General features: G+C 73.3%; 15 protein-coding genes. 3 read left to right on the plus strand and 12 right to left on the minus strand.

Annotated features, from left to right (window positions below):
- Window positions 1–11 precede the first annotated feature (11 nt).
- Entirely contained in the window at window positions 12–812 is an 801-nt protein-coding gene (locus tag ACZ6I1_RS22340; protein ID WP_469289741.1) for a 3-keto-5-aminohexanoate cleavage protein, read from the plus strand.
- Here the strand turns inward: ACZ6I1_RS22340 and soxR are convergent.
- The gene (gene soxR, locus ACZ6I1_RS22345; RefSeq protein ID WP_469289743.1) at window positions 793–1236 is read right to left on the minus strand and encodes a redox-sensitive transcriptional activator SoxR; all 444 of its coding nucleotides are present in this window, start codon (window positions 1234–1236) and stop codon (window positions 793–795) included. The two genes, ACZ6I1_RS22340 and soxR, sit on opposite strands and share 20 nt — an antisense overlap.
- 109 nt (window positions 1237–1345) lie before the next feature.
- Here soxR and ACZ6I1_RS22350 point away from each other — a divergent pair, with 109 nt between their 5' ends.
- Window positions 1346–1807 carry a MaoC family dehydratase gene (locus ACZ6I1_RS22350; protein ID WP_469289745.1) on the plus strand — a complete coding sequence of 154 codons (462 nt, stop codon included), beginning with the start codon at window positions 1346–1348 and terminating at the stop codon, window positions 1805–1807.
- Window positions 1808–1836: 29 nt separating this feature from the next.
- On the opposite strand, the gene ACZ6I1_RS22355 is transcribed toward ACZ6I1_RS22350, so the two are convergent.
- Genes ACZ6I1_RS22355 through ACZ6I1_RS22365 form a run of 3 tightly spaced genes read right to left on the minus strand, consistent with a single transcriptional unit; the run spans window position 1837 to window position 4029 of the window.
- Window positions 1837–2466 (minus strand): TetR/AcrR family transcriptional regulator, encoded by a 630-nt coding sequence (locus ACZ6I1_RS22355; protein WP_469289747.1) that lies wholly within the window; start codon window positions 2464–2466, stop codon window positions 1837–1839.
- A gap of 60 nt (window positions 2467–2526) precedes the next feature.
- Window positions 2527–2817, minus strand: a complete 291-nt coding sequence (locus ACZ6I1_RS22360; protein ID WP_469289749.1) for a YiaA/YiaB family inner membrane protein — start codon at window positions 2815–2817, stop codon at window positions 2527–2529.
- Between the two features lie 60 nt (window positions 2818–2877).
- Window positions 2878–4029 carry an acyl-CoA dehydrogenase family protein gene (locus ACZ6I1_RS22365; protein ID WP_469289751.1) on the minus strand — a complete coding sequence of 384 codons (1152 nt, stop codon included), beginning with the start codon at window positions 4027–4029 and terminating at the stop codon, window positions 2878–2880.
- 78 nt (window positions 4030–4107) lie between these two features.
- Between ACZ6I1_RS22365 and ACZ6I1_RS22370 the strand changes: the two genes are divergently transcribed.
- Window positions 4108–4761, plus strand: a complete 654-nt coding sequence (locus tag ACZ6I1_RS22370) for a TetR/AcrR family transcriptional regulator (RefSeq protein WP_469289753.1) — start codon at window positions 4108–4110, stop codon at window positions 4759–4761.
- A 119-nt stretch (window positions 4762–4880) separates the two neighbouring features.
- Here the strand turns inward: ACZ6I1_RS22370 and ACZ6I1_RS22375 are convergent, their stop codons facing one another.
- The 8 genes from ACZ6I1_RS22375 to ACZ6I1_RS22410 all read right to left on the minus strand — a co-directional run bounded on the left by ACZ6I1_RS22375 (window position 4881) and on the right by ACZ6I1_RS22410 (window position 16710).
- Window positions 4881–5960, minus strand: a complete 1080-nt coding sequence (locus ACZ6I1_RS22375) for a Zn-dependent alcohol dehydrogenase (RefSeq protein WP_469289755.1) — start codon at window positions 5958–5960, stop codon at window positions 4881–4883.
- Between the two features lie 47 nt (window positions 5961–6007).
- Window positions 6008–7420 carry an aldehyde dehydrogenase family protein gene (locus tag ACZ6I1_RS22380; RefSeq protein WP_469289757.1) on the minus strand — a complete coding sequence of 471 codons (1413 nt, stop codon included), beginning with the start codon at window positions 7418–7420 and terminating at the stop codon, window positions 6008–6010.
- Window positions 7421–7518: 98 nt separating this feature from the next.
- Window positions 7519–9027, minus strand: coding sequence for a CitMHS family transporter (locus ACZ6I1_RS22385; protein WP_469289759.1), 1509 nt, complete (start codon window positions 9025–9027; stop codon window positions 7519–7521).
- 73 nt (window positions 9028–9100) lie between these two features.
- Window positions 9101–11380 carry a molybdopterin oxidoreductase family protein gene (locus ACZ6I1_RS22390; protein ID WP_469289761.1) on the minus strand — a complete coding sequence of 760 codons (2280 nt, stop codon included), beginning with the start codon at window positions 11378–11380 and terminating at the stop codon, window positions 9101–9103.
- 148 nt (window positions 11381–11528) lie between these two features.
- Complete coding sequence (locus tag ACZ6I1_RS22395) at window positions 11529–12149, minus strand: TetR/AcrR family transcriptional regulator (protein WP_469289763.1); 621 nt, start codon at window positions 12147–12149, stop codon at window positions 11529–11531.
- Between the two features lie 34 nt (window positions 12150–12183).
- Window positions 12184–13500 carry a hypothetical protein gene (locus ACZ6I1_RS22400; protein ID WP_469289892.1) on the minus strand — a complete coding sequence of 439 codons (1317 nt, stop codon included), beginning with the start codon at window positions 13498–13500 and terminating at the stop codon, window positions 12184–12186.
- Between the two features lie 178 nt (window positions 13501–13678).
- Window positions 13679–14548: a cupredoxin domain-containing protein gene (locus ACZ6I1_RS22405; RefSeq protein ID WP_469289765.1), complete on the minus strand. Its 870-nt coding sequence runs from the start codon at window positions 14546–14548 to the stop codon at window positions 13679–13681.
- Entirely contained in the window at window positions 14545–16710 is a 2166-nt protein-coding gene (locus tag ACZ6I1_RS22410; RefSeq protein WP_469289767.1) for a right-handed parallel beta-helix repeat-containing protein, read from the minus strand. Before ACZ6I1_RS22410 ends, ACZ6I1_RS22405 begins: the two co-directional genes overlap by 4 nt.
- Window positions 16711–16838: the final 128 nt, after the last annotated feature.

Genomic DNA, 16838 nt, shown 5'->3' on the forward strand with positions numbered 1-16838 from the left:
CGGCGCGGCGCGTGTCCGCGCCGCCCGCGCCGGGGGTGTCGCTGAACGGCGCCCGGAGCGCCTCGGACGGGGCGGCCGTGCCGATGTCGCCCCGGGACCTGGCGGAGGCGGCGTCGGCCGCGGTGGCCGCGGGGGCCGGGGAGGTACTGGTGAGTCCGCGGACCCCGTGCGGCCGGCAGAGCCTGTCGCCGCGGGTGGTCGGGCCGGTGCTGGACGCGCTGCGGGGCACGGGGGTCTCCGTACCGCTGTCGGTGCCGGTGAGCGTGGACGGCGAGCCCGATCCGGCGGGGCGGCTGGAGCGGGTCCGGTCCTGGACCGTGCTGCCGGACCGGGCGGAGGTGCGGTTCGCGGAGCCGGGGGCCGCGGTGTTGGCGGAGGCGCTGCTGGCGCGCGGGGTCGCGGTGGACGTGGTGGTTCCGCTGGGCGGAGCGGCCGGACCGGAGCCGATGGCCCGGTTCCTGGCCTGGCCGGTGCGCTCGCCCGGACGGGTGCGGCTCGCGGTGGAGCTCGCCGCGGCCGATCCGGCGCTGGTGGCCGGGCTGCGCGGGCTGCCGCCGGTGGCGCTGGTGCTGTACGGGCGGGAGGCCGCCGCCTGGCCGGTGCTGCGGCTGGCCGCGCGGTGCGGTACGGGCGCGCGGACCGGCGTCGGCGATGTGCTGCACCTGCCGGACGGGCGGCCCGCGCGGTCGAACGCCGAACTGGTGGCGGCGGCCCGGGAAGAGCTCGCGGCGGTCCGGGAGCAGCGGTCTGGGAGCAGCAGGGAACGGCCGGCGCGGCACTCGTCTGGACGGCCTAGAGCCGCGAGCCGGTGAGCCGTTCGCCGAAGACGTCGTCCGGGTTGGACAGCGCGCAGTTCTCCAGGGAGAGGCAGCCGCAGCCGATGCAGTCCGTCAGATGGTCGCGCAGCCGCCCGAGTTGGCTGATCCGGTGGTCGAGCTCGGCGCGCCAGGCCTCGGAGAGGCGGGCCCAGTCCTCGCGGGTGGGCGTGCGCTCCTCGGGGAGTTGGGCGAGGGCGTCGCGGATGCTGGCGAGCGGGATGCCCACGCGCTGGGCGGCCCGCACGAAGGCCACCCGGCGCAGCGCGTCGCGGGTGTAGCGGCGCTGGTTTCCGGAGGTGCGGCGGCTGCTGATGAGGCCCTTGGACTCGTAGAAGTGGAGCGCTGAGACGGCGGCTCCGCTGCGGGCGGACAGCTGGCCGACGGTGAGTTCGTGGATTTTCTCGGGAATCTGCGGCACCCGGTCGAGGGTAGTCGGCGGTCCGTTGACATACACATACGGTCCCAGCATGCTGAGCAAGCGCTTGTTCGCCCCGGCGCAATCCGTGAGTGAGAGGCAGGAGCAGGGCATGGCCGAGCCGAGGATCTTCACGTCCGCCGAGGAGCTGCGCGCCGGGACGGGCGAGCCGCTCGGGCCCAGCGGGTGGCTGGAGGTGGACCAGAAGCGGATCGACCTCTTCGCGGACGCCACCGGCGACCACCAGTGGATCCACGTGGACCCGGAGCGGGCGGCGAGCGGACCCTTCGGCTCCACGATCGCGCACGGCTATCTGACCCTGTCCCTGCTGCCGAGCCTGGTCCCCCGGATCATGCGGGTCGAGGGCATGAAGATGGGCATCAACTACGGCTTGGACAAGGTGCGCTTCCCGGCGCCGGTGCCGGTCGGATCGCGGCTCCGCGCGACCGCCGTGATCACGGAGGTCACGGAGGCTGGGGGCGGCGTACAGGTCGCGGCCACGGTCACGGTGGAGCGCGAGGGCGGCGACAAGCCGGTGTGCGTGGCGGAGTCGGTGTCCCGCTACTACTTCTGAGCCGCTGCCGCTTCCGAGCCGCTTGCGGCCTACGGGCGGGGCCGCGCGCCCACCATGCGGAGTACGAGGTCGGCGTAGAGCGCCCCGACCTCGTCGGGCGTGCGGCGGCCGGAGGCGCTGAACCAGCGGGCCACGTCGATGCAGAGCGACAGCACGGCGAGGGTGGTGCCGGGCACGTCGGGGACGGCGAACTCGCCCGCCTCGACGCCCTCGGCGAGGATGCGGCGCACGGCGGCGTCGCTCTGGCGGCGCAGTGCCACGATTTCGGAGCGGTGCTCCGGAGCGAGAGCGTCGAGCTCGTACTGGACCACGCGCGCGGTGGTGTGGTGCGCGGCGTGCCACCGTACGAAGGACCGTACGGCGGCGTCGAGCCGCTCGGCGGCGCTGCCCGGGCCCTCGGCCGCGGTGGTCAGGATCTCCAGTGCCTTGTCGTGGCCGATCCGGCTGATCCGGTGGAGCAGCTCTTCCTTGGTCTTGTAGTGGATGTAGAGCGCGGCCGGGCTCATCCCGGCGCGGCCCGCGATGTCACGTGTGGTGGTCGCGTGGTATCCGCGCTCCGCGAAGGCCTCGACGGCGGCGACGAGCAGCCGCCGCGCGGCGTCGGGCGTGACCTCGGACCACGGCTGGTAGCCGTCGACCGTTTCCGCCGCGCTGTCCATCGCTCACTCACCCTCTTCACCGTGTGGAAGTGAACACCCTACCGGAGGGTGAGCAAGCGCTTAGGGCTTCGGCTGGTAGGGGTCGTACTCGGCCAGGATCTTCTCCATTCTGGCCTGGTCGACCCTGCTGACGATCTGGCCCGCCTCCTGCCGGTCGCGGATCACCTTGGCGAGCGTGAAGGCGGAGGTGGTCAGGTAGAGGACGGCGATGCCGAGGAAGGCCCGCACCCACGCGTCCGCGTCGAGGTTGTAGATGCCGAGGGCCACCGCGCTCAGCGCCACGCCGAAGGAGGCGACGGCCTGGCCGTAGTAGGCCCCCGTGTTCTGCTGCTTGACCGGTGTCTCGTTCATGGCCACAGCATCCGGCGGGTGCGGCGGGGCCCGCATCCGCGCGGGTACTCATGCGCGTACTCAGAAGGCGGAGACGCCCGTGCGGGCCCGGCCGATGAGCAGCTTCTGGATCTGGCTGGTGCCCTCGTAGAGAGTCATCACGCGGGCGTCGCGGAGCAGCTTCCCGGCCGGGTACTCGTCGATGTATCCGTAACCGCCGTGCACCTGGAGGGCGTTGCTCGCGGCGCGGACGGCGGCCTCGGAGGCGAAGAGCTTCGCGGTGGACGACTCGGTGGCGAAGGGCTGCCCGCGGTCGATGAGGTCCGCCACCCGCCAGGTCAGCAGGCGGGCGGCGTCCACGTCGACCGAGATGTCGGCGATCAGCTCCTGGACCAGCTGGTGGCGGGCGATCGGCTTGCCGAACTGCTCGCGCTGGGCGGCGTACGAGACGGCCGCGTCCAGGGCCGCCTGGGCGATGCCGACGCAGCCGGCGGCGACCGACATCCGACCCTTGGCCAGCGCGGACATGGCGACCGAGAAGCCCTTGCCCTCGGGGCCGAGCAGGGCGGAGGCGGGGACGCGGACCGCGTCGAGGGCGAGCTCGGCGGTGGCCTGGCCGCGCAGGCCGAGCTTTCCGTGGATCTCCCGGCGGGTGAGGCCGGGGGTGTCGGTGGGGACGAGGAAGGCGGACACCCCGCGGTGGCCGGGCTCGTCGCCGGTGCGGGCGAACAGCAGCACCACATCGGCCCAGGTGCCGTTGGTGATGAACATCTTGCTGCCGCTGAGGACGTACGCGTCCCCCTCGCGCACGGCGCGGGTGGTGAGGCTGCCGGCGTCGGAGCCGGTGCCGGGTTCGGTCAGGCCGAAGCAGCCGAGCGCGTCCCCCGAGCACAGGCGGGGCAGCCAGGCGTGCTTCTGCTCCTCGGTCCCCCAGGCCGCGATGGTCTTGGCGACCAGGCCGAGGGAGACGGAGACGATGCCGCGCACGGCGGAGTCGCCACGGCCGAGCTCCTCGGTGACCAGGGCGTACGCGAGGTGGTCGCCGCCGGAGCCGCCGTACTCCTCGGGGACGGTCAGGCCGAGGAAGCCGAGCGCGCCGAGCTTCTTCACGATGCCCCGGTCCACGCTCTCGGCGCGGTCCCACGCGGCGGCGTACGGGACCACCTCGCGCTCGGTGAACTCGCGGGCGAGCCGGCGTACGGCGCTCTGCTCCTCGCTCAGCTCCAGGTTCACCGGGCACCTCCGGGCGTCTCGTCCGGGCCGTTAACTAGCACCGGTAGTTTATGGCGGGCAGGCCCTACTATGTGGCGCATGGCCAGACCGCGCAAGCCCCTCCTCAGCAGAGACCGCATCGTCGAGGCGGCGGGTGCGCTGGTGGACGCGGAGGGGCTGGAGGCGGTGTCGACGCGGCGGCTGGCGGCCGCGCTCGGGGTCAGCGGGCCGTCCCTGTACAACCACTTCCGCACGAAGGACGAGATCCTGGACGCGGTGGCGGACGCGGTGAGCGCGCGGGTCGACTTGTCGATGTTCGAGGCCTGCCGCCCGGACTGGCGGGGCGCCTTGTACGCCTGGGCCCATTCGTACCGGGATGCTCTGTCCGACCATCCGAACATCGTCCCAGTGCTGGCGCGGGGCCCTGGCCGCCGCCCGGCGGGCCTGCGGCTGGCGGACGCGGTCTTCGGCGCGATGACGGAGGCGGGCTGGCCGCCGGCGCAGGCGACCCGGATCGGCGCGCTGATGCGCTACTTCATCCTGGGCTCGGCGATGGCCTCGTTCGCGCGGGGCTTCGTGGACGACGAGACGGCGTACGACCCGGCGGACTACCCCCACCTGGGTCAGGCCCACCTGCTGGCCGAGCACCGGCAGGAGGTGGACGAGGGAGCCTTCGAGACGGGCCTGGCGGCCCTCCTGGACGGGCTGGCCCTCCAATACGAGGCGCTGTCGCGCGGGAACGCCGGCCCCTGACCGGACCCTGGCCGGACCCAGGCCGGGCCCTGGCCGGGCCCTGGCCGGCGGACCGGCCTTGACCGGCCGCCGGCCTCCGCGGGGCCGGGGGTCCGCGGAACCCCGGCCCCGCCTTTGGGCTAGAAGACGACCAGCGAGCGGCCGCCCTTGCCCGCCAGCATGGCGTCGAACGCGGCCGGGATGCCGTCGAGGGTGATCCGGTCGGTGACGAGGGAGCCGAGGTCGAGGCGGCCCGCCCGGACGTGCTCGGCGATCACCGGGAGGTCACGGGCGGGGTCGCTGTTGCCGTAGACGCAGCCGGTGAGGGTGCGGGCGAAGTGGAAGATCTCCAGCGCGTGGAAGGTGACCTGCTGGTCCTTTCCGCCGATGCCGACCACCGTCGTGCGGCCGCCGCGCCGGGTGGACTCCCAGGCCGCGCGGATGGACTCCGCCCGGCCCACGCATTCGACGGCGACGTCCGCGCCCTGACCGCCGGTCAGGGCGCGTATCTCCTTGGGGGTGGCGTCGGAGGCGAGCACGAACTCGGTGGCTCCCGCCGCCCGCGCCAGCTCCTCCTTGGCCGGGGAGACGTCGACGGCCACGAGGGGGCCCGCCTGGGCGATCCGGGCGGCCTGGAGCGCGGCCAGGCCGACCCCGCCCACGCCGAACACGGCCACCGACTCGCCCGGGCGTACCTGGGCGCTGTGGTGGACGGCGCCGTAGCCGGTGAGGACCGCGCAGCCGAGCAGGGCGGCCTCGGCGAGCGGAATCCCGGCGGGCGCGGGCAGTACGCAGTTGGCCGCGACGACGGTCTCCTCGGCGAACGCGGCCACGTTCAGCCCCGGGTGCAGCTCGGTGCCCTGCGCGTCGTGCGCGTAGACGGCCCCGACGCCCGTGAGCGCCTGCGCGCAGAGCCAGACCTCGCCGATGGAGCAGGCGGGGCACCGGCCGCAGGACGGCGCCCAGTTGAGCACTACCCCGTCGCCGGGCGCGACGTGGGTCACGCCCTCCCCGACGGCGAGGACCGTACCCGCGCCCTCGTGGCCGAGGACGGCGGGCACGGGCACCCGCATGGTGCCGTTGGTGAGGGAGAGGTCGGAGTGACAGACCCCGGCTGCGGTGAGCCGGACCCTGACCTGCCCGGGGCCGGGATCGGGCAGCACGATCTCCCGTATCTCCAGCGGGGCTCCGACGGCGGGCAGGATGGCGGCGCGGACCATGGTCGTCTTCTCCGAATCGGGCGGCGGCTCAGAACGGGCGGGACAGCTCAGAACTGCAGGGACTTGGTCTGGAGGTACTCCGCCAGGCCGTGCGGGCCCAGCTCCCGGCCGACGCCCGACTGCTTGTAGCCGCCGAAGGGCGCGAGCACGTTGAAGCGGCCGCCGTTGATGTCCACCTGCCCGGTGTCCATCCGGCGGGCGAAGGCCACGGCCGTCTCCTCGTCCGCCGCCCAGACCGCGCCGCCCAGGCCGTAGACGGTGCCGTTGGCGATGCGCAGCGCGTCCTCCTCGTCCTCGTAGGCGAGGATCGACAGCACGGGGCCGAAGATCTCCTCCTGGGCGATGGTCATGTCGGGCGTGACGTCGGCGAAGACGGTGGGCGCGACGAAGTACCCGCGCTCGTGCGGTGCGTCGGCGCCGCCGGCGACGAGGCGAGCGCCTTCCTCGACACCCTTGGCGATGTACCCGCGCACGCGCTGGTGCTGCTTGGCGTTGATGACCGGGCCCAGGCGGGTGGCCGGGTCGGTGGGGTCGCCGGTGGGGTACGCGGCGACGGCGGCGGCCGCGAGGGCGACGGCCTCCTCGTACTGGTCCCGGTGGACGAGCATGCGCGTGAGCGCGTTGCAGCTCTGGCCGGTGTTGTTCATGACGTGGCCGACGCCGGTGGCGACGGCCTTGGCCAGGTCGGCGCCGGGCAGGATGACGTTGGCCGATTTTCCGCCCAGCTCGAGGGCGACCCGCTTGACGGCGGCGCCGGCGGTGGCGCCGATCTGCTTGCCGACGGCGGTCGAGCCGGTGAAGGAGACGAGGTCGACTCCCTCGTGCGCGGCCAGGGCCTGCCCGGCGACCGGACCGGTTCCGGTCACCAGGTTGAAGACTCCGGCCGGGATGCCCGCCTCGTGCACGGCTTCGGCGAAGAGCTGTGCGGTCAGCGGGGTGTCCTCGGCGGGCTTGAGGACGAGGGTGCAGCCGGCGGCGAGAGCGGGCGCCACCTTGGCAACGACCTGGTGCAGCGGATAGTTCCAGGGCGTGATGGCCCCGACCACACCGACCGGTTCGAGCAGCACGGTGGAGTTCCCGAGCCGCTGCTCGAAGGCGTACGAGGCGCCGAGTTCGGCGTACGAGGAGGCCACCGCGAGCGGCGCCCCGACGTGGACCATCTCCGCGAAGCCGAGCGGGGAGCCGAGCTCCGCGGTGATGGTCTCGGCGATCTCGCTCTTGCGGGCGGCCAGCACGTCGCGCAGGGCGCCGATCAGCGCCGCCCGCTCGGCCGGAGCCGTGGCCGCCCAGGCCGGGAAGGCGGCGCGGGCCGCGCGTACGGCGGCGTCCACGTCCTCGGCGGAACCGGCCGGAACCGCACCGATGACCGTCTCGTCGGCCGGGTTGACCACCTCGATGCGGTCGCGTCCGGCGGCGGGCCGCCAGGCGCCGCCGATGTACATCCCGTCGTGGGCCTTCATGGCATTCCTCCCGAGCACGCACGAGCGCGTAGACCAGACCTCGCGGACACCCTACAAACTAGCGCCGGTAGTTTTGGGCGCGCCAGGGGCGGCGGGGATCAGATGATGCCGAAAAGCATCCCCGACGCCAGGACCACCAGGGAGGTCAGGGCCGCCCATTTCACGGTGAAGCGGGTGTGGTCGCCGAACTCGACCTTGGCCATGCCGACGAGGACGTAGACGGCCGGAACCAGCGGGCTCGACATGTGCAGCGCCTGCCCGACCAGGGAGGCGCGGGCGATCTCGAGCGGGGAGACCCCGTGGGCGGCGCCGGCTTCGGCGAGGACGGGCAGCACGCCGAAGTAGAAGCCGTCGTTGGACATGAAGTAGGTGAGCGGCAGGCTGAGCAGCCCGGTGACCAGCGCCATGTGCGGGCCCATGCCCTCGGGGATGGCGCCGACGAGCCAGTCGGCCATGTGCTTGACCATGCCGGTGCCGGAGAGGACGCCCGTGAAGACGGCGGCGGCGAAGACCATGCCGGCGACGTTGAGGACGTTTTCGGCGTGGGCGGCGATCCGCGCCTTCTGGTCGGGCATGTGCGGGAAGTTGACGGTGAGGGCGAGGGCGGCGCCGATCAGGAACAGCACCGGGATGGGCAGCAGCTCCATGATCATCGCGGTGAGGAGGGCGAGGGTGAGGCCGGCGTTGAACCAGTACAGGCGCGGGCGCAGGGTGGCGCGCTGGGGGTCGAGGCCCTGGAACCCGTCCTCGGAGGCGCCGGAAGCGGCGGGCGCCGGAGTCGTGGCGGCGGGCTCGGAACCGTCGCTCGCGGGGGAGCCCGTACGACCGGGGCCGGACGCGGCGGACGGGCCGGACGGGCCGGACGGGCCGGCGGGGTTTTCGGCGGAGCCGCCCGTACCGGCGGCGACCAGCGCGGACGCGGTCTCCGGGGTGCGTTCGGTGACGGTGTCAGCGGCCGTCGACGTGGCGGCGTCTTCGTCAGGCATGACCAGGAGGCCGACCCGGCGGCGCTCCTTCAGGCCGAGGGCGTAGGCCAGGAGGAACACGAACAGCAGGCCCATGGCGAGGGCGGGGATCATCGGGACGAAGATGTCGGCGGCGTCGAGCTTGAGGGCCGTCGCGGCGCGGGCGGTGGGACCGCCCCAGGGCAGGGTGTTCATGACGCCGTTGGCGGTGGCCGCGACGCCCGTCATGACCACCAGGCTCAGGCCGAGCCGCTTGTAGAGCGGGTACATGGCCGAGACGGTGATCATGAAGGTGGTCGATCCGTCCCCGTCGAGCGAGACGATCGCGGCGAGGACGGCGGTGCCGACGACCACGCGCATCGGGTCTGCCTTGCAGAAGCGCAGGATGCCGCGCACGATCGGGTCGAAGAGGCCGACGTCGATCATCACGCCGAAGTAGACGATGGCGAACATCAGCATCGCGGCGGTCGGCGCGAGTTTGCCGACGCCGTCGATGACGTAGTCGCCGAGGTGGGCGCCCTTGCCTGCGAACACGCAGAACAGCGCGGGGATGAGGACGAGCGCCGCGATGGGCGACATTTTCTTCAGCATGATCAGGACCAGGAAGGTCGCGATCATGGCGAAGCCGAGGAGGGTCAGCATGCAGGGAACGTAGGCGCCTCCTCCTTATGCCAACAAGACGTCAACGCGTGAGCAATACGAGCAAAACCCCAGCTCAGGGCAGGGGTGCGAGCTCGACGGGGAAGCCGTTGAGCACGGCCGTGCCCGAGAGCGGGTCGAGCCGGGTGCCGTCGAGCAGCTGGTTGACGTTGGCGCCCGGTGCGGCGGCGGCCACCGAGAGCCGGGCGCCCGCGCGGTCGTGTCCCCAGCCGTGCGGGAGGCTCACCACTCCGGTGCGCAGGGTGTCGGTGATCTCGACGGGAACGTCCAGGCTGCCGCCGTCGGCGGTGATCCTGGCCCGGCCCCCGTCGGTGAGCCCCAGCCGGTCCGCGTCCTGCGGGTGGATCTGGAGGGTGCACCGGTTGGAACCTCCGGTGAGGGCCGGGACGTTGTGCAACCAGCTGTTGTTGGACCGCAGATGGCGGCGGCCCACGAGCACCAGGCCGGCGGGGCGGTCGGCGAGCGCCGTGCGCAGCCTGGGCAGCTCGGCCGCGATCGGGTCCGGGAGCAGCTCGATCCTGCCGCTGCGGGTCTTCAGCACGCTCGGCAGCCGAGGCCCCAGCGGGCCGAGGTCGATGCCGTGCGGGTGCGCGAGCAGCCTCTCCAGGCTGAGGCCGTACGCGACCGGGGCGGCGGAGGGGTCGGCGGAAGGGCCGGCAACGGGATCGGCACCGCCAGCGCCGAACCGGTCTCCGTACGGCCCGAGTCGGAGCATCAGATCGAGCCGGCGCTCGGGGCCGCTCCCGCCCGTGAGCAGTCCGGCGAGGCGCGCCGGGTCCTGCCCGTGCAGCGGGGAGTGCGCGGCGGCGGTCTCCTTCGCCAAGGCGGACTGGACGGCCAGTTCGTCGATGCCCGCCGGATCGGCGGATCCGTGCAGGCCGGAGACGGCGAGGATCAGCCGCGCATGGATCTCGCACTCGTCCATCAGCCCTTCCTCGAGCGGGACGGCGGCGGGCGAGTAGCGGGCCTGGTTGCGTACGGCGAACCCGTTGAACGCGAAGTCGAAGTGCGCGCTCTGGGAGGGCGGCGGCGGGGGCAGCACGACATGGGCGTGGCGCGAGGTCTCGTTCAGGTAGGGGTCGACGGACACCATGAAGTCGAGCCCGGCCAGGGCCCGGTCGAGCCGGTCGCCGTCGGGTGCGGACAGGACGGGGTTGGCGGCGATGGCGAGCAGCACCCGGATCTGGCCGTCCCCCGGGGTCTCGATCTCCTCGGCGAGCGCGGCGGTCGGCAGTTCGCCCTTGGCCTCGGGGTGGCCGCTGACCCGGCTCGCCCAGCGGCCGAGGGCGAAGCCCTTGCCGGGACCGGGCGGCCGGGGTCCCGGGGCCGTCGCGGAGAGCGGGAAGAGGGCTCCGCCCGGCCGGTCGAGGTTGCCGGTGAGGATGTTCAGTACGTCCACCAGCCAGCTGGCGAGCGTGCCGTACTCGACGGTGCAGCTGCCGATGCGGGCGTACACGGCGGCGGTGGGTGCGGCCGCGAGCTCGCGGGCGAGGGTGCGGATCTCGGCGGCGGTGAGGTCGCAGGCGGGTGCGACGGCCTCAGGGGTGAAACTCCCGAGCGCGGCGGCGAGTTCCCCGATCCCCTCGGTGTGTTCTTCCAGCGCGCCGGGGGCCGCGAGCTTCTCCTCGATCAGCGTGTGCGCGAGGGCGGCGAGCAGCAGTGCGTCGCTGCCGGGGCGCGGCGCGAGGTGGCGGTCGGCGAGCTTGGCGGTGCGCGTGCGGCGCGGGTCGACGACGACGAAGGTGCCGCCGCGGGCGCGCAGGGCCTTGAGCCGGCCCGGGAAGTCGGGGGCGGTGCACAGCGAGCCGTTGGATTCGACCGGGTTGGCGCCGAGGAGCAGCAGGAAGTCGGTGCGGTCGAGGTCGGGCACCGGGATGGCGAAGGGGTCGCCGAAGAGCAGCCCGCTGGAGACGTGCTTGGGCATCTGGTCGAGCGTGCTGGCGGTGAACAGGTTGCGGGTGCCGAGGGCCTTGATGAGCAGCGGCGGGTAGAGGGCGCCGGCCATGGTGTGGACGTTCGGGTTGCCGAGGACGAGGCCGGCCGCCTGGGGTCCGTACTTCCGGACGAGTGCGGGCACCGCGGCGGCGATGGCGTCGAAGGCCTCCTCCCAGGTGGCCTGCTGGAGCCGGCCGTCGCGTCGGACGAGGGGCGTGCGCAGCCGGTCGGGGTCGGCGTCGAGGGCTCCGAAGGCGGCGCCCTTGGGGCAGATGAAGCCCTTGCTGAAGACGTCCTCGCGGTCACCGCGGGCGCCGGTGACGGCGGTGCCTTCGAGGGTGAGGGTGAGGCCGCAGGTGGCTTCGCAGAGGGGACAGATGCGCAGGGCGGTGCGGGGCATGGGCCCTCCAGGGCGGCAGGCTGCGGCACGGGCACGTGGGCGCCTCGAGCATACCGACCGGTTGGCACGGAGGGGAGGGGTTGCGGGCTCCGTTCGGTGGCGGTGCGGTGGGGTGCGCGGGGCAAGCAGGGCCGGGCGGGCCGGCGCTTCAGTCCAGTACGCGGGCCAGGTAGGCCTGCATCATCGCCCGGGTCTCGGCGACGATGCCGGGATCGCCTGCCGGGTCGGTCCGGAAGGCCAGCTGGATCAGCGCGTCCGTGGCCTCGACGGCGACGAGGACGGCCCGCCGCAGAGTGTCGTCGGGGGTCAGCCCGAGGTGTGCGCAGAGCAGTTCGGTGAGGCGGGCGGCGACCAGGTGGTTGGGGTCGGCCTCGGGGCCCTCGGGCGGCGGCGCGGGGACGCCGAAGTCGACGAGCGCGAAGCCGGGAACGCTCCGCTTCATGGTCAGGTACTCGTCCAGTACGGCGTCCACGACGGGCCGCCAGTGCGTGGCGGGGAGGTCGGCGAGCCGGTCCGCGATGCCCTCGGCGTAGCGGTCCAGGTTGCGGTGGGCGAGGGCGATGGCCATGGCCCGCTTGTTGCCGAAGAAGCGGTAGACCGAACCGATCGGCACGCCGGCGCGCAGGGCGACGGCGCGGGTGCTGAGGTTCTCGTACCCGGTCTCGTCGAGCAGTTCGGCGCAGGCGTCGAGGATCCGGGCGAGCCGGTCGGCGCTGCGCTGCTGGATCGGGGTGCGGCGCAGGGAGTGGGCGGGAGGCACGGGGTCCATCATGCCGTTCCTCGCTTCTGTGTCGAGCGGGGGCTCAGTTCAGCAGGAGGCTCAGCCCGCCGATGGTGTACGTGATCATCAGCGCGAGCAGCGGCAGCTGGCCCGCCACGGCTTTCGCGGGCGGGAAAAGGCGTACCGAACGGTCGTGGGCGGCGACGACGCCCAGGACGTGGCCGGTCACGACGGCGATGACCTGGAGGGCCGCGAGGCCGCCCGGACCCAGGGGCGGGACAGGATCGGGGCCGTTGTCAGTGCCGAGTGCCATGCTTACTGTGCGTGGTCCTTCGGTTACCAGAAGGGAGAAGTAGTGGGCGATGAGATAGCCGAGTGCGATCGGCACGAGTGAGTGCGCGAAGGCGGTGAGCGGTCCGGGGTGCGGGCCGCTGACCAGGCGGGTGGCTGCCGCGCACAGGCAGTACAGGGTGGCGACGAGGGCGACGGAAGCGAGCAGTCCAAGTGTGGCCGTGGGCGTGCGGCCGAGGGGGGAGGTCTGGAGGACGTTGATCCAGGACGGGTTGTCGGAGAAGCCGTCGTAGGCGGTGGAGCCGAGCAGGACGCAGACGGTGGCGACGAGTCCGGGCCGCTCGGGTGTCGCGTCGAGTCCGTGGAAGGGGTTGCGGAGGACCAGGTGGCCGTCGCTTCGACGGCCGAGGGGGGAGAGGCGGGCCAGGAGGGACGAGTACGCCTCGAAGGCGTCGGCGTCGTCGAACCAGCGTTCGCCGAAGCGGGCGGCGAGCAGCAGGTGGGCGGTGGCGTAGGTGGCGAGGGCGATCAGGAGGGTGGTGGTGGATGCGGGATCGGGAGCGACGAGTTCGAGCCAGGTGAAGGCGAACAGCCCGGCGGCGGCCGGCCATTGGCCGAGCCGGGCGGGGAGGGGGCGGTCGGTACGGGGGCGCTCGGGGGCGCGGTGGCGGCGGGCCCGGGCGAGCAGGCGGTGCAGGGTGCGGAGCGGGTTGAGCAGGCGCCAGACGGGGCCGAGGAGAAGGGAGGCGGGGACGAGTCCGACCCAGAAGAGGACGTAGACGGCTCCGGGAGCGGGGTTGCGCGCCGGGTCGTCGGGACCGAGGAGGAGGTGCAGGAGGACGGCGAGGGCGGCGGCAAGGCCGACTCCGCGCAGAGCGGTGCGGGTGCCAGGGGCGTCGGCGGCACGTTGGAGGGCGGCGGGCAGGGGGAGACCCGAGCGGTCGCCGCGGAATCGGGAGGTGGACCAGAGCAGGCCGAGCGCGAGGAACGAGACGAAGAGCGCGGCGAAGGCGCCGGCGAAGGCGTAGAAGGGAGAGATCGGCAGATCGTGCTGGGACCCGATCCCGTGCGCGAGCGCGGTGAGCGGATCGGCCGGGTGCAGGACCACGCTCTGGCCGGCGCCGCCACCGCCGGCGCCCGGGGCGGGCACCGGCCCGGCGGGGGTCAGCATCGGCCCGCCCATGGCCCGGCACCGGGCACCGCCACTCCCCCGGCCCGGGGCGGAGTGGTCGGAGCCGGTGCCGGTGCCGGGATAAGCCTCGGCGTCGGCTTCGGCTTCGGCGGGGTCATCGGACGAGGAGCTGGGTCAGGACGAGGGCCGACTCGTGGGTCTCGACCTCGAAGAGGCCCGTGCGGTCGACCGTCAGGACCAGGGTGGCCTCCTGGCCTGCGGGCAGGGCGAGTTCCTTGTCATAGCCGTGGACGTGCAGGACGTCCGCGCGGTCGCTGGTGACGCGCAGGGCGACCCGTTCGCCGCGCCGCAGCTCGGTGCGGGCGGGAGCGGGGCTGACCTTGCCGTCCCGGACGGTGACCGTGACCGTCCGGTCGGCTTGCGCCTGCGGGGTGCTGGGGTGCTCGTGGCCGCCGGACTGCCCTGGCGCCGGGGCGGTGGCGGTGAGCGGGGTCGTGCCCTCGACCGGCTTGCCCGAGACCGCCCAGGCCGTGTGGTCGTCGGCGTACAGGCGGACGGTCAGGGTGTGCGCACCCTCGGGAACCAGCGCGGCGGGCAGGTGGAACCAGGGGCCGTAGACCCGGGCCAGTTTGCGGCCGTCGAGCTCGAGGTGCGCGTGGCCCGCGCCCGGGAGGGCGGCGCCACCGGCACTGTCGGGGGTGAAGCGGAAGTTCTTGACGGCCAGTTCGAGGTTCCAGCCGTCCTCCGAGTCCGGGCGAGCGGTGAGCCGCACCTCTGGTGCGCCCTCGGCCGGGACCTCGCGGAGCCGATGGCCGCTGCCGTCGTCGGCGGTGAGCAGGGTGCCCGTGTTCCCGGAGGCCTCCTCGTGGCTGGTGCCGGGCTTGTGGTGGGTGGTGGCCCGCCCGCCACAGCCCGTCACCGCCGCGCAGGCGACCAGCACGGCCAGGGCGAGCACGACCGCGGTGCGCGCCGGGCGGCCGGTCGCGGCCGCGCTCTCGGTCCCGGGGGTGGGGCGGGCGGTCACGGGTGGGCTCCCGGGGTGGGGTCTGCGGATTCCGGGCCGGTGTCGGGGCGGGGTTCGGGGGCTGCCGTGGCGAGGGCCGGGGAGGGGGCGGTCGGGGCCGGGGTGCGGTCACCCGCCGGGTCGGAGCCGGGGCCGGAGGGACGGACCGGGGATTCGGGCCGGGCCGAGGCGACCACGGCCCACAGGACCCAGACCACGGCGAGCAGCGCCCGCACCCAGGCGGGGCTCAGCGGGGTCCAGGGGATCATCAGGACGGCCTTGTCGAAGGCGTCCAGCAGGGTCAGCCCGGCCAGCAGCAGGGTCAGGCGGGCCAGCCATGGGCGGGTCGGGCGCAGGGCCAGCCCGGCTCCCGTCCACCACAGTCCGAGGAGGAGGAGAGCCAGTGCCGGAACGAACGTGGCGACCAGCCCGGTCGTGGAGCCGGCCACGTCCAGGGCCAGGCCCGCCAGGCCCACGAGCGAGGCCGCCGTGCCCAGGCGCGAGCCGCGCAGACGGCGCCACCACAGCACGCCGCCGACCAGGAGCAGGACGCCCGCCACGGCGAGCGCGATCTGGGTCTCGACCCGTTCCAGACCGCGGGCGCCGTACCAGTCGCAGCCGGCCGGGAGTTTGCGGGCCTGGACGCTGTAGTCCGCGCAGACGAGCAGCTGCACCAGCTTGACCGGTTCGCCGACCAGGCGGGCCGAGGCCCCTGAGACATCGCCGCGCGCGCCCCCGCACTGCGGCACCGTGCCCGGGGTGGAGCCGTCGGGGCCGTCCTGCCAGCAGTTGCCGCGGCCCTGGCCGTCCCACCACACGTCCATGCCGTTGGGGCGGGCGGCACCCGACTTGTCCTTGCCCAGGGTGTTCCCGGCGTAGCGGTTGTGGTGGGAGGTGTCGGCCTGCTTCGACCACTGCTCCTCGCCGCGGATGAAAGCGGGGACCGCGCTGAGGAAGAAGCCCGCGCGCTGGTGCCCGTACACCCAGTTGTCCTCGTAGATGTTCCAGTTGCCGCCCGCGGTGATGATGCCGGTGCCCGGCGGCATGGAGATCTGCGGGCAGACGACGCCGCGTTCGTAGCCGCGTTCGACCGGCGGCTTGGCGCAGGTGCCGTCGGCGACGTACCGGTAGTAGTCCTGGTTGTTGTCGTGGATGAGGTTCCGCTCGAACTTGGCGTGGTTCTGCGGGAGTCCGGGGTGGCCGGGGAAGGCGCTGTCCATCGAGGCGCCGCCCATGTTCTGGTCGAACTCGTTGTCGTGCACCCACACCGAGTCACCCGCGGTGCCGGAGTAGCCCACCATGTTGTGGTGGCTGCGGCAGCCGGTGATCTCGATGGAATAGCGGGGCACGTCGTAACCGCGGCCGTCGTTGATGTCGGACGCGCTGCCCGGGTAGATGCCGGAGTCGCCGTTGCCGTACGACTCGCAGTTCTTGTAGAGCCCGTGGTCGCTGGCGAAGGTGAGGAAGCCGTACTCGTCGTTCCACCGGGTCAGCACGTCGTCGATGACGAAGCCGTCGGCGGCGAGCACGTACAGCGAGTTGAAGGTGGTGCGCTGGGCGGTGAAGTTGCGGAAGTAGATGCCGTTGGACTTGTCGGCGCGGAGGGCGTTGAGCTTCTGGTACTTGGCGTCGATGACGACGTCCGTGCGGGCGGCGCCGGTGCCCTCGATCTGCAGGTTCGTCTTGCCGAGGATCGCGACGAGGTTCTGGTTGTGGCGGCAGGCCACCTGCTGCTCGTAGCTGAGGATCTGGTAGCCGAGCGAGGAGTTCGGGGCCTTGAGGGCGGCGCACTCCCCCGTCGGCTTTCCGAGTGAGGGCTCCTCCTCGTACAGGCCGGGGAGGATCGCGATGTTCATCCCGGGCCGGTCGACGGCGTCGACGGCCTCCTGGAGGTGGCGGTAGCCGCTCTTCTCGCAGCGCTCGTAGAGGGCGAGGTTGCGCTGTCTGAGCTCTTCCGGGAAGGCGGATATCCGGCGTTCGAAGTCGGGCCGCCCGGTCTTGCAGACCACGAGGTCGGGGTCGGTCTTGCGGTACTCGGGCACGGAGCCGGAGCCGTCCGGGAAGGTGACGGGGCGCTCCTCGTGCGCGCGGGCGGCGGGCGCGGCGGCGAAGAGGGACAGGAGGGCGAGGAGGGCGGCGAGGAGCGCCGCCGGCACGGCAGGGAACCTGCGGGTCCACGACATGCGCGTGAGAGTAGAGCAATGTTCATCTTTTGGGAGCCCCCTCTGCGCGAATCCGTTCCGCCCGGCAGGCGGCCTCCGCGCCAAGGGCCCCGTTGACGTGCGGCCCGCGGAATCCTACTGTAGACCAT

This window comes from Streptomyces sp. NPDC046303 (assembly GCF_055588085.1).

Excerpts from the sequence above, each read along its gene's own strand:
- ACZ6I1_RS22360 (WP_469289749.1), bottom strand. The coding sequence starts at position 2,817 with ATGAACGAGACACCGGTCAAGCAGCAGAACACGGGGGCCTACTACGGC.
- ACZ6I1_RS22355 (WP_469289747.1), bottom strand. The coding sequence starts at position 2,466 with ATGGACAGCGCGGCGGAAACGGTCGACGGCTACCAGCCGTGGTCCGAG.
- ACZ6I1_RS22390 (WP_469289761.1), bottom strand. The coding sequence starts at position 11,380 with ATGCCCCGCACCGCCCTGCGCATCTGTCCCCTCTGCGAAGCCACCTGC.
- ACZ6I1_RS22410 (WP_469289767.1), bottom strand. The coding sequence starts at position 16,710 with ATGTCGTGGACCCGCAGGTTCCCTGCCGTGCCGGCGGCGCTCCTCGCC.
- ACZ6I1_RS22375 (WP_469289755.1), bottom strand. The coding sequence starts at position 5,960 with ATGGTCCGCGCCGCCATCCTGCCCGCCGTCGGAGCCCCGCTGGAGATA.
- ACZ6I1_RS22380 (WP_469289757.1), bottom strand. The coding sequence starts at position 7,420 with ATGAAGGCCCACGACGGGATGTACATCGGCGGCGCCTGGCGGCCCGCC.
- ACZ6I1_RS22370 (WP_469289753.1), top strand. The coding sequence starts at position 4,108 with ATGGCCAGACCGCGCAAGCCCCTCCTCAGCAGAGACCGCATCGTCGAG.
- ACZ6I1_RS22395 (WP_469289763.1), bottom strand. The coding sequence starts at position 12,149 with ATGGACCCCGTGCCTCCCGCCCACTCCCTGCGCCGCACCCCGATCCAG.
- ACZ6I1_RS22350 (WP_469289745.1), top strand. The coding sequence starts at position 1,346 with ATGGCCGAGCCGAGGATCTTCACGTCCGCCGAGGAGCTGCGCGCCGGG.
- ACZ6I1_RS22385 (WP_469289759.1), bottom strand. The coding sequence starts at position 9,027 with ATGCTGACCCTCCTCGGCTTCGCCATGATCGCGACCTTCCTGGTCCTG.